Origin of the sequence: Thermoactinomyces vulgaris (assembly GCF_003688725.1) — a bacterium.
In the GTDB taxonomy this organism is placed as follows: Bacteria; Bacillota; Bacilli; order Thermoactinomycetales; family Thermoactinomycetaceae; genus Thermoactinomyces; species Thermoactinomyces vulgaris.
On sequence record NZ_REFP01000007.1, the window covers coordinates 623,815 to 650,598 of the forward strand.

A 26,784-nucleotide genomic window follows, 5' to 3' on the forward strand; every position below is an offset into this window, starting at 1 on the left:
GGGGCAAGAATGCCCGTTTCAACGGGCGATCACGGATTATATTTTGCGGGAATTATTGTGAACCTGTGAAACCATCAACAGTTGCGGGGAATCCCATTCTCCAAATCTGCCATCGGTACAGACAACATCTAACTCCGGCCATGGATAGTTTCCATGCTTTTTGATGTATGATTCCACATTGTTCACAGCGGTTTCTAACATGGTTTCCGCGTATTTTTCATGCTTTTTGGTATAGTATACATTGACCCTGACGTGCCGGACTTGATCCGAAATCACTTGAAAGCCGGGATCCATATGGATGGAAAAATCACGGACATGTTTGGCTTGATAACGGTGTGTCACCAAGTTCCCTTGCACCTTTGCCGATCCAATTTCGATCCCGGTGGCGGCAATCACTTGATGTTTGTCGGTCGTCAGAGTAATATCATAGTTTCCGGGAAGATTATAAAAACTTTCTCCATATGAAGAATACGGGTCCACATTCCATTTCTCATGATCGTAAACAGCCAGCACCGGCAACCAATTTTCCAGTGAAGTTGTGGTGTGATGCCACCCAAAACGGCCTTGGTCATGAGGAATGTTGACCTCAAAGTCCATGGAAACCGTTGCGCTTTGTTTGGATGGAAGTTGAAAACCAGTGAGATGGAGGGCGGTGTGGTTTTTGACTTGAAATCCGGCTTTTCTTCCATTGACTTGGACTTGGTTGATGGTTGTTTTTCCGCCTTTTTGCTGATAAGTTTTGGCATTTCCCCGGAGATGAAAGTACACCTCTTGCATTTCCTGCTGCAGATGGTTGGTAAAAGTGACGGACAGCTTGCCTTGAATGTGGTGATTTTGGCTGTCATAGAAAAGGTTGGCCCGGTAATGGGGGGATGAAGGTCCCAGAACTTGTGCGGTCTCCGTTTTTTCATTGAAATGTTGGAGCTGTTGGACCGAGGTGCCGGCCGGTTGGCTGGCCTTTGCAACTTGTGGATAGGCATAAGCCCAGGCAGGTGAAAAAGCCATGCTGATGGTCAGTGCCAAGGCATTCATCGATCTCCGGTTCATGGAAAGCGTCCTCCTTCATAAAACAATACAAAGAAATATATTCTATATTAAAATGATATATCCCTTTTTTACAGCAATTTGTCGAAATCTTAAATGAAACAGTCGTCTTCTGTATTGGTGGGCTGTTTGGTGCAGGATTTTCCCAAGAGAATCACGGTTTGTTTTTTGATTATTTTCTCAAGAAATATTAAACTTAAAAATATGAATATATTGGTCAAATTCAAAGGTTGAAGGATCGGAAAGAGTGGATTTGACAAGAAGAGGAGGATGATGAATGAAACTGATTCCCCGCATTGACAGTGTGTTGATGAGAAGAAGGGAAGAAGGTTGGAAGATCTGCGGAAAAAAACCGAGTCAGACCGCTTTGGCCCGGGCGTTGGGGGTTCGCAAGCAACAGGTTTCTTTGTGGGCCCGGGGCGGGGCGATGCCTAGGCCGGAAACGATTTTTCATATGGCCCGGTTGCTCGGGGTTCGTCCGGATGAATTATATGAATTTATCCCGCCGACGGAGGAGGAGCAATTACAGCTCGTCCGGGAATATGACAAAAAAGAAATGAGAGATATTTTGCGGCGCCGGGAAAATAAAATCAAGGAATTGCGCGCCAAAGGTTACAACGATGAAATGATTCAAGAGCATATCCGGATGTTGGGTCTGGGGAAATATGACTCCCTTCCGGAAAAAAGAGTCAGCCAGTGAATTGTGATCCGCCTGAAGGATAAAACGTTTGCCGGAAAGCGGGGAACGATGGATTCTGTTTGCGGGCGAATGACAAAATTTACAGAATAATCGGGAATCCGCCGGCGTTTTGATGGAAAGCACGGAGAAAGGATTCCCGATCGTCGCAGTCCTGTCAAAACGAAAAAAAAAGCTCCTCGATGGATTCCATGAACATGTAAAGACTGCCTGTCGCCAGAAGGCCCAAAATCCAGGGGATCACCGGAAGGTTTACAAGCACTGCCCGAATGGACATGAGGGAAAAAAACATTGCAGACAAAAAAAGAAGGGTATAAAGGAGGGAGGCGATCAACATAAAAGGGACTCCTTTATCGTTTGTTCTTTATTATTATACCAAAAATAGATGTATAATTTAGAAAAATATGTTAATTAGGGACAAAAAAACTGCCTGAACAGGCAGCCTCATTCATAATTATTTTTCTGTACTTTTTTTCACAAATTGATAGCTGATGAGCAAGATCAAGAGCCAAACAGGCCCCACAATCAAAGCAATCCGGGTTTCAGGGTTTAAGGACAGTAAGAAAGCCACAAGGACCAGGAAGAGAATGGCGATCCAGTTGGTGACGGGATAACCCGGCATTTTGAAATGGACTTTTGCATGGTCTGCTTTTTTACGGAATTTTAAGTGAGCATAAAGAATCATACCCCAGGTCCAAAGCGCACCGAAAGTGGCCACGCTGGTGATATATAAAAAGGCTTTCTCCGGAATGACATAGTTTAACAGTACCCCGATCAGCAGGATCGCTGCAGACAACGTGATACCACGTGCCGGAACCTTTCTTGAATTCAATTGTCCCAAGGCGCGTGGGGCATGTCTGTCTTTTGCCAGTGTGTAAAGCATGCGTCCGGTGCTGAAGATTCCGCTGTTACAAGAAGACAGAGCGGCCGTGAGGACAACAAAGTTAATGATGCCGGCGGCAGCGGGAATCCCGACTTTTGTGAAAATCAGCACAAAAGGACTGTTTTCACCACTCATTTGGTTCCAAGGATACAGGGATAAGATGATGGCCAAGGCTCCGATATAGAATATCAAAATCCGCCAGATCACACTGTTGATGGCTTTTGGAAGGGTTTTCTCCGGATTTTTTGCTTCCCCGGCGGTCACTCCGACCAGTTCCACTCCCAAGAAAGAGAACATCACCATTTGCAGGGCCAACAGGACACCTGCGATGCCAAAGGGCATAAACCCGTCATTGGCCCACAGGTTTGAAAAGCCGACGGCTTCCCCTCCATTGCCCCAACCGGTCGTGATCATAATGAAACCGATGATGATCAGGGCAACAATGGTGGCCACCTTGATCAAAGCAAACCAAAATTCGATTTCCCCAAACAGTTTCACCGTAATCAAGTTGACAATATAAACAGCCAAAAGAGCCCCGAGTGCAGGAATCCATTGCGGCACTTCCGGAAACCAGTAACGGAAATAAACACCCACCGCGGTAATTTCGGCCATTCCTGTTACCACCCACATAAACCAGTAATTCCAACCGGTGACAAATCCGGCCCAGGGTCCCACAAATTCCGTCGCGTAGGTGCTGAAGGATCCGGCAACAGGTTTAAAAAGGGCCAATTCCCCCAAAGCTCTCATTACCAAAAAGATCATGAGCCCGCCAAGTGCATAAGAGAGGATGATTGCAGGTCCGGCTGTTTGAATCGCCTGGGCTGAACCGAGGAAAAGCCCGACACCGATGGCCCCGCCGATCGCGATCAATTGAATATGCCGGTCACCAAGCCCCCTTTCTAATTCATTGACTGAATTGTTTTTTTTGCTATCCATTAAGTTGCCTCCTTGAAATAAATGATTGTATTAGTATAATGAATGTTTGATATAGAACATTGTAAATGAATTTGTTAGCGTTTTCAACTGAATCGATGACCTCGGGTTTCTGACGAGGGGGTGGGTGATCCATTGGATCACCAAGCTTAAGTTGTTTTTGACCAATTATTATTTGATTAATTTGTTCAATTCTCCCGTTGTTAATTCACGGTATTCTCCGGGAGCCAAATCCGGATCCAGTTCCAATGAACCCATGCGGATTCGTTTCAAATTCAGCACCTTTTTCCCAAGGGCCCGGAACATTCTTTTGATCTGGTGAAATTTTCCTTCATAGATGGTGATTTCGACGGTGGATTGGAGGCCGGCATGCAGGATGTGAAGATCCCCCGGCATGGTTGTGTAACCGTCTTCCAATGTAATTCCCGTTTGAAATGCGTGGATATCGTTTTCTGTCACTTCTCCTTCGATGTCAGCAACGTACACTTTCGGAATGTGTTTTTTGGGAGACAAAAGCTGGTGTGCCAGTTTTCCGTCGCTTGTCATCAACAGTAAACCTTCGGTGTCTTTATCCAACCGTCCGACCGGAAACGGCGAGAAAACGCGGTGTTCCGGTTCCAACAGATCCGTCACCACTTCCTGAAAGGCATCTTCGGTTGCAGACAGGACTCCTTGCGGTTTATTCATCATTAAATAGATATGTTCCCGGTACAAAATCGGCTGGTGATCGACTTCAATTTGATCTTCAAAGGGGAACACATGCATGCCTGGGTCGGTTGCGGGTTCATCATTGACTCTGACCCGGCCGGCTTTTACCAGTTTTTTGATTTCTTTGCGGGTTCCGATCCCCACATGGGACAGGACTTTATCCAAGCGTTGGCTTTTCTTTTTCATCTGATTCACGCTCTCTTTCTCTTGATTCACAAAAAACATAATAGCACAAGGGAGGGCTTCCATGCAGTCTGATGCTTACTTTGGTATCGTATCTAATATTTTTTTCTTGTGATATACTGGAGTTTGCAGTTGTGTGATTTCAAAGGAGAGACAAAATGGATATTGAGGTTTATCATGATTTGACCTGTCCTTGGTGCCGGATCGGCCATAAAAATCTCAAAGATGCCATACAGGAATGGACGGAACAATCCGGCGAACCGTTTGAAATTAAATACCGTTCGTATATGTTATATCCGGAGATCCCGCCCCGTGGCGTTTTGTTTATGGATATGATGGTGCGCAAAATGGGAAACATGTCGAGGGCTTATCAGGCATTGGAACAGATTTCAAGAGCCGGGGCCCCTGTCGGTTTGAAATTCAGGTTTGACCGGATTGAGTGGCTTCCCAACACCATGGCGCCTCATATGCTCCTGAAGTGGACCGATCCCGGTAAGAAAACGCAGATGGCTGAAAAATTGTATCAGGCTTTTTTTGAAGAAGGGCATAATATTGGTGATATGGATGTGTTGACCGGGATCGCTGAATCCGTGGGATATGATCCGAATGAGGCGAGGAAGGCGCTTCTGGACGAGAACATCCGGCACGAAGTCGAAAAAGATTTGGAACAGGCCGGGAATTCAGGGATTCAAAGCATTCCTTTTTTTATTATCCAGGGCCGGTTGGCCATGGCCGGGGCGCATCCCAAAGATAATTTTTTGCGGGCATTCCAGGAAGTGAAAGCATCCTGAACAAGGAGAGTTTTCAAAGAGGAGGCCGGAAATCCGTTTGGCTTCATGGCGAAATTTCAGTTACAATGATGAAGGGATGCTGTAATCATAGAAGGTTACATATGTGACATAGATCATCATTGTGAACAGGGGGTAAACAACATGCAAAAAGTGATTGTATTGGGAACCGGTCCGGCAGGGTTGACCGCAGCCATTTATCTGGCTCGCGCCAACATGGAACCGTTGGTGATTGAAGGGCCTGAACCGGGCGGACAACTGACGACCACGACGGAAGTGGAAAATTTTCCGGGCTTTCCGGACGGAATCATGGGCCCGGAATTGATGGATAATATGCGAAAGCAGGCCGAACGTTTTGGAGCCACCTTCAAACGCGGCTGGGTGAAAAAGGTCGACTTGTCCAAGCGTCCTTTTCAATTGTTTCTTGGAGAAGATGAAGTGATTGAAACGTCTGCGCTCATTATCTCTACGGGGGCAACGGCCAAATTGTTGGGAATTCCCGGCGAAAAAGAAAGCATCGGGATGGGCGTGAGCACTTGTGCGACATGCGACGGCTTCTTCTTCCGCGGCAAAAAATTGCTGGTTGTAGGCGGCGGCGATTCCGCGATGGAAGAGGCCACTTTCCTGACCCGTTTTGCATCGGAAGTCACCATTGTTCACCGGCGCAATGAATTGCGGGCATCCAAAATCATGCAGGACCGGGCACGGCAAAACGACAAGATTAAGTGGGCCATGAACCGGACACCGGTGGAAGTGATCCGTGGGGAACAAGGAGTCAAAGGATTAAAAGTGAAAAATAACGAAACAGGGGAAGAAGAAATTCTGGAAGCAGACGGAATTTTTGTCGCCATCGGGCACCAACCCAACACCGGCTTCCTTCAAGGGCAAATTGAGTTGGATGAGTTGGGTTACATCCAAGTGAAGCCAGGAACGACGCAAACCAATGTCCCCGGCGTTTTTGCCTGCGGGGATGTGCAGGACCGGGTTTACCGTCAGGCGATCACGGCGGCCGGAAGCGGTTGTATGGCAGCACTTGATTGTGAACGCTTTTTGGAAGGGAATGCCGCACAAGACTGGAGCCAGTCGCTGAAATAAAAATGAAGTTTATTCGTTACCCTTTCCTTGAAACTTTCGACGGGGAAGGGGTGTTTTTTATTTAAAAGATACAGAAAATTTGGTAAAATATAACAAAAAGAATGGCATAAAGAAGGGGATATCCGGATTGAAAAAGAGGTGGATCACCGCAAAGGAAATTAATCAGTTTTGTTATTGTCCCGAGCAATGGAGGCTGGCCAAATTGCACCGTCAAGGGCTGGTCGAAGCCGATGAACAAAAGTTGAAAACCCAAAAACGGCTCTTTCAAAAAGGGAAGCGTTACCACCGGAAGAAAGCCGTTTTGGTGTGGGTGAAAACGAAAGGGACGGATTGGGCAGTGGCGGTGTTGCTTGTCGTGATCCTGTTGTTTGTGATTTGGACGGTGATGAATGCTTGATGGCCATGTTCCTCTCTGTTTTGCTGGTTTTCCTGTTGATCTTTTTACGGTTTTTCTTAAAATCCAAAAGAAGTTTGGTGTATTCAGACGCAACCGGTGCGGGGAAAGTTCTGGTCAACCGAAAATGGGGTATCCGGGGCAAGCCCGACGAGATCTGGAAAATGAAGGACGGAACTTATTTCGTGGTGGAATACAAATCAGGAATGTTAAAAAGGACACGCCCCTATGACGGCGACCGGTTGCAATTGGCTGCTTATTTCATGCTCGTGGAGGAAACGTATCAAGCGAAAAAAATCCGGGGGGAAATCCGCTATCAAAATCGGGTGTGCGAGGTGGAGTGGACTCCGCAATTAAAGGAACAATTATTGACCGTCATCAAACAGATGAGGGAAGTGGAACAGACGAATGAAACCCGGGTGAACATTTATTTGCCAAAATGCCGGCAATGTGAATTCTACAAAGTTTCCTGCACGAAAGTGTAGAAAACGGGGGACGAGAAGAGAAGCGGGCCCTTTTTTTTGGTCCGAAAATCGTAAACCAGTTTGCAATACAAACAAAGTGCTCAAAAAAGAAAAAGCAAAACAAATGAAGGATGCCATGAATAAATGTTAAATTCATGTGTTTGCATGAATTAAAATAAAAAAACATGCAGAAAAACAAGGAATCAATCCGGACAGGGCTTCGTCAACCCCCGGGGGACCGAGCTTCTTCGAGAAAAAGGAATATCCCGGGTTGAATTTTGCTTCTCGGACGGACAGAAGTCATGTTAGCTTTTTTTTTGCTGTTTGGCACTATATATTGTGTTGGTTATACTTAGATGGCAACTATATATAGTATGAATGGCAGGTGTTCGTTGTGTTGAAGACGAATCTGGATCAGATCAGCCCGTTTCGAAATTTGATGAATGAAGCGTGCCGGCGCTTTCCGCATTTGGATCGGGAAGAATGGCTGAGGGAAGCGGAAGCGCAATTGCACGAAAATATGACGGACAAAGAAGTGTTGCAAACCATTATTCGAACCACGGTGGAAAAAACAACGGCGGAAGAGCCGGATTGGCAATTTGTCGCCGCGCATCTGTTGGCACATGAGTTGTACATGGAGGCGGCAGAGAACCGCGGTTATCCATCTTCCAGAAAGTATGGCGGATTTTATCCACTGATACATACATTGACGGAGAAAAAGTTATACGGTGCTTATTTGTTGGAATCATACGAAGAGAATGAAATTAATGAATTGGAAGCGTACATGAAACCGGAGCGGGATTTGCTGTTTAATTACATCGGTTTAAAAGTGTTGCAAGACCGTTATCTTGTGAAGGATTATGACGGACGGATCATGGAATTGCCGCAAGAGCGTTTTATGATCATTGCCATGCATCTGGCGCAAAAAGAAGAAGACCGTGTGGGGTGGGCGAAGCGGTTTTATGATGTTTTGTCCAAATTGGAAATCACGGTTGCCACCCCGACGTTGAGCAACGCGGGAAAACCCCTCCATCAGTTGTCCTCTTGTTTTATCGACACGGTGGGGGACTCGTTGTGGTCGATCTACCACACCAATTCGGTGACGGCCCAAGTGTCCAAGCACGGCGGCGGGGTCGGCATCTATCTGGGGAAAGTCCGGGCCAAAGGTTCCAAGATCCGCGGGCATCATGGCGCTTCCGGCGGGGTGATTCCCTGGATCCGGAATTACAATAACACGGCGGTGGCCGTCGACCAGTTGGGAGTCCGCCGCGGGGCTTTTGCCATTTATTTGGATGTCTGGCATGCCGATATTTTTGATTTTCTCAATCTCAAAACCAATAACGGGGATGACCGGTTGAAAGCCCATGATATTTTCCCGGGCGTTTGCATTCCGGATTTGTTTATGAAACGGGTGGAGGAACGGGGCGACTGGCATTTGTTCGATCCCCACGAGATCCGGGAAGTGATGGGATATTCCATCGAAGATTACTGGGGAAGCGAGTTTGAAAAACGCTACTTGGAATGTGAAGCCCATCCGGACTTGAAAAAGCAAAAGGTTCCGGCCATTGAGATCATGAAACGGATCATGGTCAGCGCTTTTGAAACAGGAACGCCCTTTGTGTTTTTCCGGGATGCGGTCAACCGGGCCAATCCCAATAAACATCAAGGGATGATCTATTCTTCCAATCTGTGTACCGAAATCTGCCAAAACATGTCCCCGACGGAATTGATCAGCGAGGAGTTGGAAGACGGTGTCATCGTAACCAAAACCAAGCCGGGCGATTTTGTCGTATGCAACTTGTCATCGCTGAATCTGGGTCGGATTCAATCCCTTGAAGACATCAAGCGGATTATCCCGGTTCAAATGCGCATGTTGGATAATGTGGTGGATTTGAATATCTATCCGGTCAAACAAGCGGAACGGACCAATAAAAAATACCGGGCCGTCGGCTTGGGAACGAGCGGATACCATCAATATCTTGCACAACATCAAATTGTTTGGGAGTCGGAAGAACATCTGGAAGAAGCGGACCGTCTCTTTGAAGAAATTGCTTATCAAGCGATCAAAGCGTCCATGGAAATTGCCAAAGAAAAGGGAAGTTATCCTTGCTTTGAGGGAAGCGAATGGCAAACCGGAGAGTATTTCCGGCGGCGCGGTTACACCAGTTCACGCTGGCAACAATTGCGCGAGGACGTGCAAAAACACGGGTTGAGAAATGCGTGGTTATTCGCCGTGGCACCGACCGGATCGACCTCCTTGATTGCCGGATCGACGGCGGGCATTGATCCGGTTTATGCCAAATATTTTGTGGAGGAGAAACGGGGGGCGGTCATTCCGCTTACGGCTCCCAATTTGTCGCCCCAAACGGCTTGGTACTATAAAGAAGCCCATCGGATTGACCAGCATTGGAGCATCCGGGCTGCGGGGAAAAGACAGTGGCATATCGACCAATCCCAGTCGTTTAATCTGTATATCACCCCCGATACATCGGCAAAAGAATTTTTGTCACTGTATATGGATGCCTGGAAGCATGGGCTGAAAACCATCTACTATGTCCGGAATCAATCCATTGAAGTGGAAGAATGCGTCAGTTGTTCATCATAAAGGGAAGGGGAAATGAAGAAAATGGAAAAACTGCAACGGAAAAAAATATTTAATGAACACGGACAACGGGGAACCCAACGCATGATTAACGGAAACACCACCAACCTGAGAGAGTGGAACCGGATTAAATACGATTGGGCACACAAATTGTACCGGACCATGCTGAACAACTTTTGGATTCCCGAGGAGATTCCGTTGGCGGGAGACGCCAAAATGTTCGCGGAATTGAGTCCGGAAGAACGGCGCGCTTTTGACAAAACCATTTCCTTTCTCAACTTTTTGGACTCGATTCAAGGGGAGAACCTGCCGAACATCAATGAGTATGTGACGGCGCCGGAAGTTTGCTCCTTGTTAAATATCCAGGCGTTTCAGGAAGAGATTCACGCCCAGTCATACAGCTACATTTTGGACAGTGTTTGTTCGCCGGAAACACGGGAAAACATTTATGATGAATGGCGCAATGATCCGCGGCTTTTGGAACGGAACCGATTTATTGCCGATTTATATCAGCAGTTTGTGGATGACCGGAATGACAAAAACTTTGTCCGGACCTGCATGGCGAACTTTTTGCTGGAATCTCTCTACTTCTACAGCGGATTCTCCTTCTTCTATGCCTTGGCGCGAAACGGGAAAATGACCGCCACGGCAACGATTATCAAATACATTCAGCGTGATGAACTGACCCATGTGGTGTTGTTCCAAAACATGATCAAAGAGTTGCGTAAGGAAAACCCGGATCTGTTTACGTCGGAATTGATTGAAGAATTGCGGGAAATGACCCGGACTGCCGTGCAACATGAAATCCGCTGGGGACAATATATCACCAACAATCACATTCAGGGATTGAACAATGACCTCATTGACCGGTACATCAAATTTTTGGCCAATGAACGGTTGGGACGGCTGGGACTGGAAATTTTGTATCCGGAAATCACGTCCCATCCCATGAAATGGGTGGAAAGCTTCTCCAATCTCAATGCCACCAAAACCGACTTTTTTGAGCAGAAAGTGACCAACTATGCAAAAGCCGGAAACCTGGATTTCAGTGACCTTTAATATGGATAGGAAGGATTCTGACCATGAATGAGGCCTGGAGAAAAGTCAAAGCATTTCATCAAGCTTACTCGGTTCCGGTGAGCGACCAACCCGGGAAACTGTCCGAAGAACGGGTCGCCAAGCGCAAAAAATGGATGGAGGAAGAATTGGACGAGTTTGCCAAAGCTTCGACCATTGAAGATCAAGCGGATGCCATGATCGATACCATTTACCTGGCGTTGGGCACGCTGGTGGAAATGGGAGTGAAGCCGGAAGCGGTTTTTCAAATCGTCCATGAAGCCAATATGAGCAAGTTGTGGCCGGATGGAAAACCCCGTTACCGGGAAACGGACGGAAAAGTGATCAAGCCGCCGGGGTGGAAAGATCCCCAGCCGCGGATCCGGGAAGAAATCCGGAAGCAAAAAATGGAAACCACCGGCGATCCATCCGATGAACCTGCGGGTGTCCAAAAAGATTAAATGCCGGTACCAAACGCCGTCTCTTTCATAAGAGACGGTTTCTTTTTTATGGATATATTCTAAATTGAGTTACTTTATTATTTTTATACATATTCCCATCTTGATAATGTATAATCCTCTAAAAGACATTTGTCTTTATAAGGAGGACACCATGAACGCAGAACACAACAGCAATCATTTAAAAAGGGACATTGGATTTATTACGGCATTATCCATTGTAATCGGAACAGTCATCGGTTCCGGGGTTTTTATGAAACCCGGCGAAGTGTTGGCCTCTTCAGGAAATGCAAAGATGGCTTTGTTCGCCTGGCTTTTGGGGGGATTGATCACATTGGCCAGCGGACTGACCGTTGCTGAAGTGGGAGCGCAAATTCCCAAAACGGGCGGGTTATATATTTATTTGGAAGAAACGTATGGAAAGTTTTGGGGATATTTATGCGGATGGGTGCAGACCGTGGTGTACGGTCCGGCGGTCATTGCCGCATTGGGTTTGTATCTGGGTTCATTGATTGTTCATCTGTTTGGCCTGGACGAGTCATGGTTGAAAGGAATCGGGATCGGGTTTGTGGTACTGTTGATGTTGGTAAACATCACCGGAACGAAGTATGGAGGATGGGTGCAAAACATCTCCACGGCGGCCAAACTGATTCCGATTGTGCTCATTATCATCTTCGGTTTATGGAAGGGAGAACAGTCGATCTTCACCCCGGGGGCTTTCGAGCCGGAAGAATTCAGCTTTGGCGCGGCCGTGCTGGCAACCTTGTTTGCGTATGACGGATGGATTTTGGTCGGATCCGTTGCCGGGGAAATGAAAAACCCGACCAGATTGTTGCCGAAGGTGATTTTTATCGGTTTGGCGGGGGTCACCGTGGTTTATTTGCTTGTCAATATGGCCCTTTTGTATGTGTTGCCTGCAGAAGATATTGTGAAGTTGGGTGAAAACGCGGCAAGTACGGCGGCAACAACGTTGTTTGGCGATTTTGGCGGGATTTTGATCACCATTGGAATCATTATTTCGATTTTTGGTTGCCTGAACGGAAAAATGATGGCTTTTCCGCGGATCCCGTATGCGATGGCCCAAAACGGCCAATTGCCGTTTTCCAAAGGGTTGGGCAAGGTGCATCCGAAATTTCACACGCCTTATGTTTCCATTATTTCACAAGCGGCGATCGCCACGGTTTTCATGCTGATCAGCGATCCGAACCGTTTGTCGGATATCTCGGTATTTTCCATTTATCTCTTTTATATTTTTGCCTTTTTTGCCGTGTTTACTTTGCGCAGAAGAAACAGCGGGAAAGAGCGGCCTTACAGTGTTCCGCTTTACCCGTTGGTGCCTCTGGTTGCCATTGTCGGTTCGATTTACATCATTGTCAGCATGCTCCGGCATGATCCGGTCGGCGGATTGGGTGCAATCTTCATTATGGTCATCGGACTGCCGGTTTATTATTTCTTAAAACGGAGAGCGACGGATCAGGTTTGATTCATGAAAAAAGAAGGTTCACATCCTGCAGGATGCGAACCTTCTTTTTTCGTATCATGCGACATGACCCCGGCGGCCGGCCCCCAGTCCGGAAAGAATCAAACAGACCGTTGTTGCCAGCAGGAGCACAAGGGACGGAACCCATGAGCGGGTTGCATCAAAGAGATAACCCAGCAGGATCGGACCAAAGGCGGCAAGCAGATACCCGACGGATTGCGACATGCCGGAAAGATTGGCGGCTTCTTTGGCATGGGCCGTCCTCAGTGTGATCAATGTGAGAGCCAGGCTGACGCTCGCACCTTGGGCAATTCCGATCATGGCAATACTGATATACAGAAGAACCGGTTCGCTGGTAAACAAACCAATGATTCCCGCAAGGTGAAACAGTCCGATGGCAAAGGCGATTCCTTTTTGCTGGGATAGCCGGTTGGCCAGAACCGGGGTGGCAAAAGTGGCAGGCAGGCTGATGAGTTGCATGGCCGATACCATCCACCCTGCGGTTTCTTCACTGAATCCCCGGCTTTGCAAGATGGCGGGAAGCCAGGTGATGGTGCAGTAAAACAGAAAGGATTGCAGTCCCATGAAAAAGGTCACATACCAGGCAAGCGGTGAACGCCACATCAAGGTAGCGCCTGTCCGGGGCGATCCCGCTTTGGCCGACCGGTTTTGATTTGCGCTTCGGATCTGGGGAATCCATATACACAAAGCTGCAATGGCCATCCAGGCCCAAAAAGAAAGAGAGGATTTCCATCCCCCGTTCAGCGCATCCGCCAGCGGAATGCTCACGGCTGATCCGATGGCGGCAAAGGTGTTCATCGAAGTGGTGTAAATGCTGGTCATCAAGCCGGCTTGTTCCGGAAATTTTTCTTTCACGATACCGGGAAGCAGCACGTTTCCGATGGCGATTCCGATTCCGATCCAAATCGTGCCGAAAAAGACGGTGAACACCGTTCCGGCCGAACGGATAAGAATGCCGCATGCCAGTGTGAAAAGTCCGACAAAGATGGTCCGTTCATTTCCCCATTTTCGCGATAAAGGCGGGGCCACAAGAGACAGCAGGGCAAAAGCAATCAACGGCAAAGTGGTGAGAAATCCGGCCGTTCCATTGGATATGTGCAGATCGGCTCGAATCGAATGAATCACGGGCCCGACAGAAGTGATCGAAGGGCGCAAATTAAACGCAACAAAAACAATTCCTGCAACCAAAATGGCTTTTTGCACCGATGGTTGATGATTCATGCTGTGAACTCCTTTGAAGATGGAATAAACAAAAGGTGAAGATAAAAGAAAAGATGGCATGAACGTCTGCCATCTTCTTTGCAAGTTGACTTGAAATATGAAAAGATAAAAGGGTTTCTTTGATTGAAAGATATTGTAGCAAAGATGATGCATACTGGCAATGAAAAAGTGGAGCGCTTTTTTCGGACCGGACGGGCTATATTATGAATGGCATTGCCATCCGATGGACGGATGGGATTGACAGCGTTAAACTTAGGAATGACAAAGAGAGCAAAGGAGTTATTATTCACATGAACCAATTCACGTGGACCTTGATCAATGCAAAGATTTATGCAGAAAACGGTTTGATACCCAACGGTTTTATTTCTGTGACAGATGATAAAATATCGGCGATCGGCACCATGGATGATTATGTTCCGACTTGCAGCGGATCCGTGCTGGATGTACAAGGAAGAACCGTTGTTCCGGGAATGATTGATGTCCATATTCACGGTGCCGCCGGGGCTGATGTGATGGATGCCACGCCGGAAGCATTGGATCAAATGGCAGTCGCTTTGGCCCGGGAAGGGACGACTGCTTTTTTGGCGACAACGATCACTCAGTCACCGGAGAACATTGAAAAGGCGCTGAAAAATGCCGCGGAATATATGCAACATCAATCCCCGGGCAAAGCGGAATGTGTGGGGGTTCATCTGGAAGGGCCGTTTGTCAATGCCAAGCGCAAAGGCGCGCAACCGTTGGAATTTATTTTGGAACCCGATGTAAAGCAGTTTAAAAAGTGGCAGGAGGTTGCCCGGGGAACCATTAAATTGGTTACCTTGGCTCCGGAAGAACCGGGCGGATATGAATTGGCAGCCTATTTGAGGGAGACGGGGGTCATTGCTTCCATCGGCCATTCCGATGCCACCTTTGATCAAGTGATGGAAGGAATCGAAGCCGGCATCTCCCATGTCACCCATCTTTTTAACGGCATGCGCGGATTTCATCACCGGGAGCCCGGTGTCGCCGGAGCGGCCATGTTGTGTAAAGAATTGAATGTGGAAATGATAGTGGACGGGATCCATATCGATCCGCGTAGCGTGCGGCTGGCTTACCAGCAAATCACCAGTGACCGGATTTTGCTGATCACTGATGCCATGCGTGCCAAATGTATGAAGAGGGGGAATTATGATTTGGGAGGCCAAAAGGTCTTTGTTTCGAACCGGGACGCCCGTTTGGAAGACGGCACGTTGGCCGGAAGCATTTTAAAAATGAAGGATGCTGCAAAAAATATGATCGAATATACCGGATGCACCATGGAAGAAGTGATCCAAATGACCGCTTCCAACGCGGCAAAAGAGTTAAAGATGGATGATCGCAAAGGGAGTATCCGGGTTGGAAAAGATGCGGATCTGGTGGTGTTAAATCCCGACTTGGATATTTACCTCACGATCTGCCGTGGCGAGTTTGCGTATCAACAGACACAGGGGGAATGAATGATGGAACTGGTCCGTGTACAAAGCTATGAAGAAATGTGTAATTTGGCGGCTGAACGAATCATCCGGTTGGTAAAGGAAACGGAGTCTCCCGTGCTGGGACTTGCGACCGGCGCGACCCCCACCGGCGTTTATCAAAAACTGGTCTCGGATCACCGGCAAAACGGCACTTCCTACCGACATGTCACCACCTTCAATTTGGATGAGTATATCGGCTTGGGTCCTGAGGATGCAACCAGTTATTACTTTTATATGATGAAACACCTCTTTCGACATATCGATATCCCTGTCGGGCAAACCCATATTCCGGATGGCTTGGCAAAAAATCCGGAAGAGGAATGTGTGCGTTATGAGCGGAAGATCGAAGAACACGGAGGCATCGATTTGCAAATTTTGGGGATCGGCAGAAACGGACATATCGGATTTAATGAACCCGGGACCCCTTTTTCCTCCAAGACCCACGTGGTGAAGTTGACGGAATCGACCCGGGAAGCCAACCGTCCTTTTTTTGACGGGAAGGATCAGGTTCCGACCCATGCGATCACGATGGGGCTTTCGACCATTATGAAAAGCAAAGAGATTGTATTGCTTGCCAACGGGAAGATGAAAGCCCCGGTCTTGCGCCGGCTGTTCACCATGGATGAACCTTCCCCGGAATTGCCGGCTTCCATTTTGAAACAACATCCGAATGTCACCATCATTGCCGATGAAGAGGCTTTGTCCCCGGGCAACCGTGGATGAGGCACCGGGCATGTAGACCCGGTGTTTGCCGGTTTCAGCTTGCGCCGGGGTTTTATTGATCCAAGCGGCATTGGTGGGGAGGGTGGGTCACGAAGGCCTGAATGCTCGGCTGTCTTAAGGTGTGTCCGTGGCTCCATTCCAGATATTGCACTTTCACCGTGATGACCGGCTTCAGCCAAAGCGTGTTTTTCAGACGGGAAGGTGGATTGACAAAAGGCATGTTCTCCTGCACGACGGGTTGAATCATACGGGTCAGCGTTTTCCAATCTTCGTGAGTCAATTTGCCGGTTCCTGCGTGACCGATATACCAAAGCCGGTCCTGCTCATCATATAATCCGAGCAGAAGGGAATGGACCATGGAGCCGCGGACAACGACTCCCCCCACCACCGCGATCAAATCTTGCACATTTTTCTTCTTTCGCCAGCGGTGATCTTTCCCGCCGATGGCATAGGTGCTGTTCAGGTCTTTGAAAACGATTCCTTCCAAGCCGTGTTCTTTTACTGCCTCAAACAGCGCTTTTCCATCTTCAAAAGAAGGGACGAGTTGAACAGGGCCGGAAGGCTCGCAGATTTCGTCAAGCAATGCGGTTCTTTCCGAAAGAGGCCGGTGGATGAGCCAGTGACCGTCCAGGTATAACAGGTCGAAAACCATGTATGTAACCGGAACTTGTTTTTGCACGGCCGGAACCCGGTCGATCTTGCGAAGGCCGTCTCTTTTCATCACTTCATAAAAAGAAGGTTTTCCGTCTTTTAATGCGATGATTTCCCCGTCCAATATCGCTGATTTGGCTTTTAAGGATTGATCCAAATGCTGAAGTTCGGGATAATGAAACGTCCGTTCGTTTTTTTTGCGATTAAAAAGCTTGATCTCTTTTCCGTTCCGGTATGCCAGGATGCGGACACCGTCCCACTTCACTTGCGCGATCCATTGTTTTCCTTGCGGAAAATCATCCGTTGGCACCGGTTCAAACGGGATGATTGGCTTCAAATCCATGAGAAAGCCTCCTTTTTTTATATTTTTTGCAGGTTTTAAAAAAGGACACCTCCCAATAAAAGGGAAGTGTCCTTCCGTCAATAGCCGCGCCTTCTGTCCCGGCGCCGGTCCCGGGGAAAGAAAGGTGGCCGGAAAACCGGGGGAAACAAAACCGGCGGATAGAACGGATAGAACGGGGGATAATAAGGTGGCCAGAAGGGTGAAAAAGGCGGGTAAAAACCCCGTTGTTTGGTTTCAATCAGATCTTCTTCGGTATCCATCCATTCCTCATTGTAAGGATACATACGAAATCTCCTCCTTATCGGGTGATGAAGTTAATACGGGCCGAACCGTCCAAAAGGGCGGAAGAAAGGAAAAAATCCAAAATAAAAAAAGGGACGCGGGTAAATGAAGGGAGCTCCGAAAAACGGCCCCGGGAAAAATTGAGATGCATGGATGGGTTCCTGCTCCAACCCGGACGCCACAAATTCTGCAGAATCATCATGAAGCGGCTGATTGGCAGATTCCAACACGTTTCATTCCTCCTGTTTGCTCGGGTTTCTGGGTTTGTTATAAATTATGCGTTTATCATGTTCCGGGTCATTGTCCAATGAAAAATAGGCGTTTGAACGGGGAGGTCACATGGCTGAAAAAGAGCGTTACGTCCACGTTGACGGACGGGAATTAAAGATCACCAATCCGGATAAAATCTGGTTTCCCGAAGCAGGGATCAAAAAGTGGGAGTTTATTTTGTATTGTGCCCGTCTGGCTCCATATCTCCTGCCTTATTGCAAAGATCGTTTGCTGACGACGATCCGTTTTCCGGACGGGGTGAACCATTCTTCGTTTTATCAGAAAAACGCGCCTTTTTACCGCCCGGATTGGGTGGAAACCAGCACGTCAGGGGATATTGAATATATTTTGCTCAATAATGTCCCGACATTCATTTGGCTGGCAAACCTGGCTTGTCTGGAATACCATGTTTCTTTTCACCGGGTGGATCGCCCGGTTCCCACCGAGTTGGTGTTTGACCTGGATCCCAGTGCTCCCGGATTTGTAAAAGTGGCCGAAGTGGCGTGGCTGATCAAGGAAGTGCTGGAGAAAATCGGATTATTCGGGGTGGTGAAAACCTCCGGCGCAACGGGACTTCAAATTTATGTCCCGATCGAACCGGTTTATTCTTATGAAGAAACAAGGAAAATCGGGGAATTGATTGCACATTATTTGACGGAACTTCATCCCGGGTTGGTCACGGTGGAACGACAGGTCAAAAAGCGGGAGGACAAGGTTTATATTGACTATCTGCAGCATTGGCACAACAAAACGTTGATTGCGCCCTATTCGCCGCGAGCCGTTCCGGAGGCAACGGTATCGACACCGCTGGAGTGGGAGGAACTGCATACGCTTCGTTCACCCAAGGAATGGACACTGCTCAACATTTTTGACCGTTTGAAGGAAAAAGGGGATTTGTTTGAACCGGTTATATCCGGTGAAAGGCAACGATTGGATGCGATTCTTCAGTTCATTAAAAAACGCAAACTGTAAAAAGGAAAAGGGTCATGTTATCTTAATATTGATGTCATTTTATTTGAATGGTGAGGAGGATCATGATTGAAACGGATATTCATTAACGGCACGATCATCACCCTGGTGGAAGGACAAGAAGTGATTGAGCAAGGAGCCATGGGTGTGGAAGGCACCGATATTACATATATAGGCCCGGTTCCGGGAGAAGAAGAACTGGCTTTCTATGATGAAGTCATCGATTGCCGGGGACGCGCGATCATGCCCGGTCTTGTCAATACACACGGACATGCGGCCATGACGTTGCTCAGAGGGTATGCTGATGATCTTCCGTTACAAACGTGGCTGGAAGAAAAAATGTGGCCGTTGGAAGCCAAGTTTACAGAAAAACAAGTTTCGGCGGGAACGGCCTTGGCAGTCGCGGAAATGATTAAATCCGGCACCACTTGCTTTGTGGATATGTATGACCATATGGAAGAAGTGGCGAAAATCACGATGGAATCCGGGATGCGCGCCCGGTTGTGCCGCGGATCCATCGGGCTTTGCAGTGAAGAAGAACAAAGACAAAAACTGAATGAAGCCGTGCAATTCGCCAAGGATTGGAACGGACAAGCAGGCGGAAGGATCACCACCATGCTGGCGCCGCATGCACCTTACACCTGTTCGCCGGATTACATCCGTCAATTTGTGGAAAAAGCAGCCGAACTCTCATTGCCACTGCATACCCATATGTCGGAGACCGCGAAAGAAGTGGAACAAAATGTGAGGGATTACGGTGTCCGTCCGGTGGAACATTTACGCCGTTTGGGCTTTTTTGATCAGCCTGCGTTGGTGGCGCATGCCGTGCATGTGACGGATGAGGAGATCGATATTCTTGCTTCTTATGATGTTAAAGTCGCTCACAACCCGGAAAGCAATTTGAAGCTGGGAAGCGGCATTGCTCCCATTCCGAAAATGCTTGAAAAAGGCATCCGTCCCGGATTGGCCACGGACGGGGCGGCAAGCAACAACAATCTGGATCTGTTTGAAGAAATGCATATCGCAGCGATGATCCATAAAGGCGTTCATGAAAATTCGGTGCTGGTTCCCGCAATGACGGCATTGAAAATGGCTACCTTGTACGGTGCGGAATGCGCCTTTTTGGAAAAAGAAACCGGATCCTTGGAAGTTGGAAAGAAAGCGGATTTTGTGGTGTTGGATTTGTCGGGGGTCCATATGCAGCCTTTGCATGATGTGGTATCGCATATTGTGTATTCGGCCAACCGAAATGATGTGCGGGATGTTTACATTGATGGAAAACCGGTCATGCGAAACCGGGAATTGCTGACCATGGATGAAGAAAAAGTCAAATATGAAGCCAATCAGGCCATTCAGGAGATCTTATAAGAAAAAGCCGCCAATTATTGGCATCATTGGCAGCGAAAAGAGAGTTGGCGAAGGGGAATAGGCAGGAGTTTCTAAGTCATACTAAGAACAAATCAAATTTCCATATCAATATCCAATTGGAAGCGCAAGGGAATGTCTGTATTTCTTTCTTGCCATTCCCGTTTTTGAGCAGCAGGGGAAGCCCATGTTTCCGCGGGTAAAAAGGCGGACAGCTGTTTCCATTCTTCTTCGGTCAATCGGTTTTGTAACTCTTTGTAAATCCAATCGGGATAAAGGGAAGGGGTTGTCATTGCCTTCACCTCCCTTGTTGGTGTTAGTATCACCGGAGATAACCCGTTTATGATTAGCACATTTTGCCCGTCCGCAAAATTCTCGGCGGACGGCTTTTGTCATGAAATGGTTTGAGGATCCAACGGTTCTTGAACCATTTTTTCTTTTGGGGATAAAAAACAAGGAAATGACGTAAGTATGTTGAAAGGAGGGGTCGCATGAAACCGGTCTGTTGCATTATGTTGTTTTCCCTGTTGTGGTTTTGTTCCGGTTGCGGGACGGAAGCGAACAAGCCTTCTCCGGCGGAAATCAAGCGTGCGGAGCAAAGCCTGCTTCAGCAAGAACTTCAGCACCTGATCCACCGTGCGGAGCAAAAAAACAATTATGCGTTTCGTTTGCAAATACAAAATCCGAAACAAAAAGAAGAGTACAAAGGAAAACAAAACGGGGAAAATTGTGTGATTTTGGATGCGCAGGGCAACAAAGTCATGGAAAGAAAAAAGGATAAGGTTTGGGCATTCCATTCAGGAAAAAAGGAAGAAATGACACAGGAACAAGCCGGATTGGTTTCGCTGAAAGATCATTTGCGGTTTATCGGACAGGTTTATGGAGAGATTGAAAAGAATCCGGATGCAAAATGGATGAAAGTATCCGTCGATTCGGCGAAGTTAACCCGTAATTTCAAACAGCGCGTCAATGCCGAGTCCGAACAAGTGTTATTTCCGGTTTATGAAGAGATGGAAATTTATTATGAGTTGATTTACACCGAACCTCAAATGGATTTGAAACAAATGGTATTGCATGTGCATGACAAGAATCAAGCCAAACAAACTTTGATTTATGAGATTGAAGGATAAAGACAGCATTTCTTAGGAATGCTGTCTATTTTATTGGAATGGATTGTCAATACGATAGTATATAAAAAATGTTATACTTTTTATGTATTTGTGTATGTCGCTTTAGAAAGGAGCGTGGCGTGTGAAAAATAAAAAAATCATTTTCATCAGTTGCCTGGTCACGCTTGTTTTATTGTTTGGCGGTTTTTGGGGATACCGAGAGCTGCTGGTGAAAAGACCGGTTGTTTCCATGATTGAAAAACAACCGGGGATGACGATAAGGAAAATCGATGTTTATCCATCTGATATAGAAATTGAACTGGAAATGACCCGTCCCGATCAAAAGGTCTTCACGAGAGAGGTTCCGGATTTAATCCACCGGATTCAGGAAAAAAACAAACACCGTTCTCTTCATGTGAAATGGAAAGACCGTCCCAATGAGAAGTTGCTGGTTGCTTGGGATCAAATGATCTTTGGGATCCGGGAAGGCTTGGAAACGCAAAAATTTACCGAAATTCCTGAAACCATCGGGAAATGGGCGGACCAGTACCATTTGGGTTATGGCGTCAAAATGAATGAAGATGCTGTTTATATTTTGCTTTATGACGGAGATCATTATTTAACCCGTGTGATGCATGTCAATTCTGCGCAGAAAGGAGGCGACAGTGTTGATTAAGCCGGTTTTGGCGGGAGCCGGTGCGGCTCTCGTTATTTTTCTTCTATATCTGGGCGTGGATCCGCTGCCGGTTTTGGTTTTGGCGGCGATCGGAGGAATGGTTTATTTTCAGCGTTCCCGCATGGCGCAAAGGACAGGAAAGATTTTTGAAAAGAAAAAAACAACATCAGTGATTCCCACTGTTGATTTTGACGAGATCGGCGGTCAAAACCGGGCCAAAAATGAGTTGAAGGAAGCCCTTCAATTCTTGATCGACCGGAAAAAGATCGCTCAATTTGGAATTCGTCCGATCAAGGGGATTTTGCTCACCGGCCCTCCCGGAACAGGGAAAACGCTGATGGCCAAAGCGGCTGCCCACTACACGGACTCGGTTTTCGTCAGCGCTTCCGGCAGTGAATTTGTGGAAATGTATGTCGGAGTCGGGGCGAAACGCGTTCGCTCGTTGTTTGAAAACGCCCGTTTAAAAGCCAAGAAAAACAAAAAGTCATCCGCCATTATCTTTATTGACGAAATTGATGTCATCGGCGGGAAACGGGATGGCGGCCAACAGCGTGAATATGACCAAACGCTCAATCAGCTACTTACGGAAATGGACGGGATCCGGTCCGATCAGGATGTGCAGCTTTTGATTGTAGCGGCGACCAACCGGAAAGATATCTTGGATCCGGCACTCCTTCGTCCGGGACGGTTTGACCGGCATATCCAGGTGGATTTGCCGGATAAAAAAGCAAGGTTAAAGATTCTTCAATTGCACACCAGAAACAAAACGTTGCACCCGGATGTGTCATTGGAAAAAATCGCATCCGAAACTTTCGGGTTTTCCGGTGCACAATTGGAAAGCCTGACAAATGAAGCAGCCATTTACGCTTTGCGCGACAAGCAAACCGAAATCGGACAAGCGCATTTTGCATCCGCCATTGACAAAGTGCTGATGGGGGAGCAAACCGACCGGGAAGCCGGCGAAGAGGAAAAAGAACGGGTGGCGGTTCATGAAATGGGTCACGCGATTGTCTCGGAACGGTTAAGACCCGGTTCCGTTTCGGAAATCACTTTGACTCCCCGCGGGCAAGCCCTGGGTTATGTGCGTCAAAAACCGGAACAGGACCGGCTTTTGTATACCCGGGAGGATTTGGAAGAAAGCATCCGTGTCTGTTTGGCCGGAGCGGCTGCGGAGGAACATGTTTACGGCCAAAAGAGCACCGGGGCCAAGAACGATTATGAGCAAGCTTACCGTTATGCCCGGCAATTGATTGAAGCCGGCTTGTCGGGGCTCGGAATCATTCACCCCGAGTGGACGGACAAACAAGATATGTACACGGAAGCCAAGAAAATATTGGATAACCTGTATCGGGAAACTTTGAACGACATTGTGCAATTTTCCTTCATGTTTCAGGATGCATTGCGCATTTTATTAGAAGAAGAAGTGTTATCTGGTGACGATTTTCGGAAAATGTTAAAGAAATATGCTGCAAGAACTGTTAAAATAGATCAAGTTAGGTAAAAGATGAAAGGAGTACTTATCGTGGCAAGCATACAAAACATCGCAGTCATCGGTGGCGGAACCATGGGACGTGGCATTGCCGAATTGATTGCGTCCAAAGGTTTTGATACCACCATTATCGAACAAAACGATGAATTGGCCAAAGAAGCGTACGACTCTATTGAGATGAGCCTGGACAAGAAATTGTCGAAATGGGGCATTACGCTTGCTGAAAAGAAAATGACCCTTTCCCGTTTACATGTCACCAGTGACATGAATGTGTTAAAAGAAGCGGACTTTGTGATTGAATCCGTTTACGAAGACATGAAGACGAAAATTCAAGTCTTTGAACAATGTGATAAACTGTGCCGTCCTGAAGTCGTATTAGCCAGTAACACATCGACCCTCAGTTTGACGGAGATTGCGGCTGCGACCAATCGCCCTCAGAATGTGATTGGTCTTCATTTTGTGCATCCGGTTCCCCGGACACCGCTTGTAGAGATGGTGCGCGGCTTGAAAACCTCGCAACAAACCGTGGAAACCGTGATGGAGTTGCTGCCGAAACTGGAAATCAAAGGGGTTGAAGTATACGAATCTCCCGGTTTTGTCACGACCCGTCTGATTGTTCTTTTGATCAATGAGGCGATTTACACCTTGATGGAAGGAGTCGCCAGCGAGAAAGACATTGACCGGGCCATGAAAAGCGGATATCACTTCGACAAGGGTCCGTTGGAAATGGCGGACCACTTCGGTTTGGATTCGATTTTGGCGGCTTTGGAACGCCTTTACCGTGAATTTGGCGATATTAAATATCGTCCCGCACCACTGTTGAAAAAAATGGTCCGTGCCGGGCATTTGGGAGTGAAAACCGGGGAAGGATTTTTCCGGTATGATGAAGACGGTGAACGTATCGACAAGGAGGAGCAGCAATGAAGATTTTAGTCATCAACTGTGGCAGTTCGTCCATCAAATATCAGCTGTTTGACATGCAGGACGAGTCCGTCTTGGCCACCGGATTGGTTGAAAAGATCGGGACGGAAAGTTCGATTATCAAACATCAGGTGCCGGAAAAAGAAGAACTGGTGATTGCCAGCGAGATTCTGGATCACCGGGTTGGTATGAAAAAAGTGCTTGATTTGTTGATGGATCCGGAAGACGGTGTGATCAAAAGCGCTGAAGAAGTGGCGGCCGTCGGGCACCGCGTGGTTCACGGGGGAGAAAACTTCTCCAGTTCGGTGGTGATCGACAGCAATGTGCGCCGGGCCATCCGGGAAACCATCGATTTGGCTCCTTTGCACAATCCGCCGAACCTGCTCGGCATTGACGCGGCCCAGGCCCAACTTCCGCATGCCGTCCATGTTGCCGTTTTTGACACGGCTTTTCATCAAACCATGCCCGATTATGCCTACATGTACCCGCTTCCTTATGTCTTGTATCGGAAATATAAAATTCGCCGTTATGGTTTCCACGGGACTTCGCACAAGTATGTTTCGGAACAGGCTTCCAAATTCCTCGGACGTCCGCTGGATGAACTGAAAATTGTCTCTTGTCATATCGGGAACGGAGCCAGCATTACCGCTGTTCAAAACGGAAAATCGGTGGATACAAGCATGGGGATGACTCCACTGGAAGGTTTGATGATGGGAACACGCAGCGGGGATATCGATCCGGCAATCGTTCCTTTTGTCATTACAAAAGAAGATCTGACCCTTGCCGAAGTCAATTCCATGATGAACAAGCACAGCGGATTGCTGGGGATTTCCGGAATTTCCGGAGATATGCGCGAAGTGACCGAAGCCATGGAGAGCGGAAATGATTACGCGCGTCTGGCCATTGACATGTATGTCTATAAAATCAAAAAGACCATCGGAGCTTATATTGCGGCCATGAACGGCGTGGATGCCATTCTCTTTACCGCCGGGGTCGGCGAAAATGCTGATTTGATCCGGGAAAGAGTGTGCGAAGGGCTTACCTTCCTTGGCGTGGAACTGGATCCGGCATTAAATGCTGAACGCAGCAAAAAAGAGCGCCGGATCAGTACGCAGCGGTCCAAAGTGGATGTTCTTGTCATTCCGACCAATGAAGAACTGATGATTGCCAGAGAAACACAAGCACTGGTTCAATAAGGCATGTTCATGATAAGATGGATAATAGTGAGATAGATTGTTAGACTGCTGAACATGGGAGGGGCCCGATCTTGAAGCTTTCAAAACGTGTGCAACAGTTGGCGCCGTCGCCGACACTTGCGATTACTGCCAAAGCAAAGGCCTTGAAACAACAAGGGCATGATGTGATTGGCCTGGGAGCCGGTGAACCGGATTTCAACACACCGGAACACATCATTGAAGCTGCCAAATCTGCAATGGACAACGGTTATACCAAATATACGGCAACAGGCGGGATCCCTGAGCTGAAAGAAGCCATTGCAAACAAGTTGAAAAAGGATAACGGGTTGACTTACAAACCCGGCCAAATTATTGTGACCGTCGGGGCGAAGCACGCGCTTTACAATCTGTTCCAAGCCTTATTGGATGAAGGGGACGAAGTCATTGTCCCGGCCCCCTACTGGGTCAGTTATATCGAACAGGTGAAACTGGCCCAAGGAAAGCCGGTGGTGATCGAAGGAACAGAAGAGCAAGAGTTTAAGATCACACCTCAACAATTGCAAGAAGCCATTACTCCGCGGACGAAAGCGATGATTTTAAACAGCCCGTCCAACCCGACCGGCATGGTTTATACGGAGGATGAGTTGCGTGCAATTGGAAAAGTCTGCATTGACCGGGATATCCTCATCATTTCGGATGAAATTTATGAACATCTGATCTATGATCCGGACAAAAAACATGTCAGCATGGCCGGTCTGGGGCCGGATTATTATGATCATACGGTCATCATCAACGGGGTTTCCAAATCTTATTCCATGACCGGATGGCGGATCGGATTTGCTGCGGGTCCGGAGCCGCTGATCAAAGCCATGAACGGAATTTCCGACCACAGCACATCCAATCCCACTTCCATTGCGCAATATGCCGCTTTGGAAGCTTTGTCGGGTACACAGGAACCCATTCAAGAAATGAAAAAAGCTTTCAAAGAACGCCGAGATTACGTGGTGGACCGCTTGAACAAAATTCCGGGCTTTGTTTGCCTGAAGCCGGCGGGCGCGTTTTATGCGTTTGTCAATATCCGTAAAGCGCTCGAAAACTCCGGCGGCCGTTACAAAACCCCGGATGAGTGGGCGGCGGATTTGTTGGAAACCGAACGGGTTGCCGTTGTTCCGGGTTCCGGTTTCGGTTCCAAAGATCATATCCGTATTTCTTATGCCACCTCATTGGAACAATTGGAAAAGGCTTTGGACCGGATCGAACGGTTCGTTTCCCAATCTCAGGCATGAAAAAA

At 47.7% G+C, this 26,784-nt stretch carries 26 protein-coding genes; 19 read left to right on the top strand and 7 right to left on the bottom strand.

Annotated elements, in window-relative coordinates:
* Window positions 1-36 precede the first annotated feature (36 nt).
* Entirely contained in the window at window positions 37-1,047 is a 1,011-nt protein-coding gene (locus ATH33_RS03535; protein WP_121874057.1) for a gluzincin family metallopeptidase, read from the bottom strand.
* A gap of 274 nt (window positions 1,048-1,321) precedes the next feature.
* Here ATH33_RS03535 and ATH33_RS03540 point away from each other — a divergent pair, with 274 nt between their 5' ends.
* Window positions 1,322-1,744 carry a helix-turn-helix transcriptional regulator gene (locus tag ATH33_RS03540; RefSeq protein WP_037995434.1) on the top strand — a complete coding sequence of 141 codons (423 nt, stop codon included), beginning with the start codon at window positions 1,322-1,324 and terminating at the stop codon, window positions 1,742-1,744.
* Window positions 1,745-2,195: 451 nt separating this feature from the next.
* Here ATH33_RS03540 and ATH33_RS03550 read toward each other — a convergent pair whose 3' ends face one another.
* Window positions 2,196-3,560 carry an amino acid permease gene (locus ATH33_RS03550; RefSeq protein WP_037995431.1) on the bottom strand — a complete coding sequence of 455 codons (1,365 nt, stop codon included), beginning with the start codon at window positions 3,558-3,560 and terminating at the stop codon, window positions 2,196-2,198.
* Window positions 3,561-3,728: 168 nt separating this feature from the next.
* Window positions 3,729-4,451, bottom strand: coding sequence for a pseudouridine synthase (locus tag ATH33_RS03555; RefSeq protein ID WP_121874130.1), 723 nt, complete (start codon window positions 4,449-4,451; stop codon window positions 3,729-3,731).
* Between the two features lie 155 nt (window positions 4,452-4,606).
* On the opposite strand from ATH33_RS03555, the gene ATH33_RS03560 reads away from it, so the two are divergent.
* The 8 genes from ATH33_RS03560 (at window position 4,607) to ATH33_RS03595 (ending at window position 12,788) form a co-directional block, all read left to right on the top strand.
* On the top strand, window positions 4,607-5,239 hold the full coding sequence (locus tag ATH33_RS03560; protein ID WP_121874058.1) for a DsbA family oxidoreductase: 633 nt from the start codon (window positions 4,607-4,609) through the stop codon (window positions 5,237-5,239).
* Between the two features lie 141 nt (window positions 5,240-5,380).
* A complete protein-coding gene (trxB, locus tag ATH33_RS03565) occupies window positions 5,381-6,331 on the top strand; it encodes a thioredoxin-disulfide reductase (RefSeq protein ID WP_037995428.1) in 951 nt (316 codons plus the stop codon).
* 127 nt (window positions 6,332-6,458) lie between these two features.
* Window positions 6,459-6,728, top strand: coding sequence for a hypothetical protein (locus ATH33_RS03570; protein ID WP_062842984.1), 270 nt, complete (start codon window positions 6,459-6,461; stop codon window positions 6,726-6,728).
* Entirely contained in the window at window positions 6,728-7,210 is a 483-nt protein-coding gene (gene cas4, locus ATH33_RS03575; RefSeq protein ID WP_062842985.1) for a CRISPR-associated protein Cas4, read from the top strand. Before ATH33_RS03570 ends, cas4 begins: the two co-directional genes overlap by 1 nt.
* A gap of 418 nt (window positions 7,211-7,628) precedes the next feature.
* On the top strand, window positions 7,629-9,794 hold the full coding sequence (locus ATH33_RS03580; protein WP_052186690.1) for a ribonucleoside-diphosphate reductase subunit alpha: 2,166 nt from the start codon (window positions 7,629-7,631) through the stop codon (window positions 9,792-9,794).
* Between the two features lie 12 nt (window positions 9,795-9,806).
* Window positions 9,807-10,850, top strand: a complete 1,044-nt coding sequence (locus tag ATH33_RS03585; protein ID WP_242062444.1) for a ribonucleotide-diphosphate reductase subunit beta — start codon at window positions 9,807-9,809, stop codon at window positions 10,848-10,850.
* Window positions 10,851-10,873: 23 nt separating this feature from the next.
* Window positions 10,874-11,308: a pyrophosphohydrolase domain-containing protein gene (locus ATH33_RS03590; RefSeq protein ID WP_052186687.1), complete on the top strand. Its 435-nt coding sequence runs from the start codon at window positions 10,874-10,876 to the stop codon at window positions 11,306-11,308.
* A 151-nt stretch (window positions 11,309-11,459) separates the two neighbouring features.
* Window positions 11,460-12,788: an APC family permease gene (locus ATH33_RS03595; RefSeq protein WP_121874059.1), complete on the top strand. Its 1,329-nt coding sequence runs from the start codon at window positions 11,460-11,462 to the stop codon at window positions 12,786-12,788.
* A gap of 54 nt (window positions 12,789-12,842) precedes the next feature.
* Here the strand turns inward: ATH33_RS03595 and ATH33_RS03600 are convergent, their stop codons facing one another.
* Window positions 12,843-14,027 (bottom strand): CynX/NimT family MFS transporter, encoded by a 1,185-nt coding sequence (locus ATH33_RS03600; protein ID WP_121874060.1) that lies wholly within the window; start codon window positions 14,025-14,027, stop codon window positions 12,843-12,845.
* Between the two features lie 290 nt (window positions 14,028-14,317).
* On the opposite strand from ATH33_RS03600, the gene nagA reads away from it, so the two are divergent.
* Together nagA and nagB are read left to right on the top strand one after the other, a co-directional pair.
* Window positions 14,318-15,502, top strand: a complete 1,185-nt coding sequence (nagA, locus tag ATH33_RS03605; RefSeq protein ID WP_121874061.1) for an N-acetylglucosamine-6-phosphate deacetylase — start codon at window positions 14,318-14,320, stop codon at window positions 15,500-15,502.
* Between the two features lie 3 nt (window positions 15,503-15,505).
* Window positions 15,506-16,243 carry a glucosamine-6-phosphate deaminase gene (gene nagB, locus ATH33_RS03610; protein WP_121874131.1) on the top strand — a complete coding sequence of 246 codons (738 nt, stop codon included), beginning with the start codon at window positions 15,506-15,508 and terminating at the stop codon, window positions 16,241-16,243.
* A gap of 52 nt (window positions 16,244-16,295) precedes the next feature.
* Here the strand turns inward: nagB and ATH33_RS03615 are convergent, their stop codons facing one another.
* Window positions 16,296-17,237, bottom strand: coding sequence for an ATP-dependent DNA ligase (locus ATH33_RS03615; RefSeq protein ID WP_121874062.1), 942 nt, complete (start codon window positions 17,235-17,237; stop codon window positions 16,296-16,298).
* Between the two features lie 77 nt (window positions 17,238-17,314).
* Entirely contained in the window at window positions 17,315-17,521 is a 207-nt protein-coding gene (locus tag ATH33_RS03620; RefSeq protein WP_121874063.1) for a spore coat protein, read from the bottom strand.
* 337 nt (window positions 17,522-17,858) lie between these two features.
* On the opposite strand from ATH33_RS03620, the gene ligD reads away from it, so the two are divergent.
* Together ligD and ATH33_RS03635 are read left to right on the top strand one after the other, a co-directional pair.
* Window positions 17,859-18,761 (top strand): non-homologous end-joining DNA ligase, encoded by a 903-nt coding sequence (ligD, locus tag ATH33_RS03630; RefSeq protein WP_121874065.1) that lies wholly within the window; start codon window positions 17,859-17,861, stop codon window positions 18,759-18,761.
* A 66-nt stretch (window positions 18,762-18,827) separates the two neighbouring features.
* Complete coding sequence (locus ATH33_RS03635; protein WP_242062443.1) at window positions 18,828-20,126, top strand: amidohydrolase; 1,299 nt, start codon at window positions 18,828-18,830, stop codon at window positions 20,124-20,126.
* Between the two features lie 92 nt (window positions 20,127-20,218).
* Here the strand turns inward: ATH33_RS03635 and ATH33_RS03640 are convergent, their stop codons facing one another.
* Complete coding sequence (locus ATH33_RS03640; RefSeq protein WP_062842990.1) at window positions 20,219-20,416, bottom strand: hypothetical protein; 198 nt, start codon at window positions 20,414-20,416, stop codon at window positions 20,219-20,221.
* Window positions 20,417-20,614: 198 nt separating this feature from the next.
* Between ATH33_RS03640 and ATH33_RS03645 the strand changes: the two genes are divergently transcribed.
* The 6 genes from ATH33_RS03645 to ATH33_RS03670 all read left to right on the top strand — a co-directional run bounded on the left by ATH33_RS03645 (window position 20,615) and on the right by ATH33_RS03670 (window position 26,779).
* Window positions 20,615-21,253, top strand: coding sequence for a hypothetical protein (locus tag ATH33_RS03645; RefSeq protein ID WP_121874066.1), 639 nt, complete (start codon window positions 20,615-20,617; stop codon window positions 21,251-21,253).
* Window positions 21,254-21,374: 121 nt separating this feature from the next.
* Complete coding sequence (locus tag ATH33_RS03650) at window positions 21,375-21,908, top strand: hypothetical protein (protein WP_037995393.1); 534 nt, start codon at window positions 21,375-21,377, stop codon at window positions 21,906-21,908.
* Window positions 21,901-23,409 carry an AAA family ATPase gene (locus tag ATH33_RS03655; RefSeq protein ID WP_242062442.1) on the top strand — a complete coding sequence of 503 codons (1,509 nt, stop codon included), beginning with the start codon at window positions 21,901-21,903 and terminating at the stop codon, window positions 23,407-23,409. The genes ATH33_RS03650 and ATH33_RS03655 overlap by 8 nt, the downstream gene beginning before the upstream one ends.
* A gap of 21 nt (window positions 23,410-23,430) precedes the next feature.
* A complete protein-coding gene (locus tag ATH33_RS03660; protein ID WP_282957128.1) occupies window positions 23,431-24,321 on the top strand; it encodes a 3-hydroxyacyl-CoA dehydrogenase family protein in 891 nt (296 codons plus the stop codon).
* The gene (locus ATH33_RS03665; protein ID WP_121874069.1) at window positions 24,318-25,514 is read left to right on the top strand and encodes an acetate/propionate family kinase; all 1,197 of its coding nucleotides are present in this window, start codon (window positions 24,318-24,320) and stop codon (window positions 25,512-25,514) included. The genes ATH33_RS03660 and ATH33_RS03665 overlap by 4 nt, the downstream gene beginning before the upstream one ends.
* Before the next feature lie 71 nt (window positions 25,515-25,585).
* Window positions 25,586-26,779, top strand: a complete 1,194-nt coding sequence (locus tag ATH33_RS03670; protein ID WP_121874070.1) for a pyridoxal phosphate-dependent aminotransferase — start codon at window positions 25,586-25,588, stop codon at window positions 26,777-26,779.
* The last annotated feature ends 5 nt before the right edge of the window (window positions 26,780-26,784 follow it).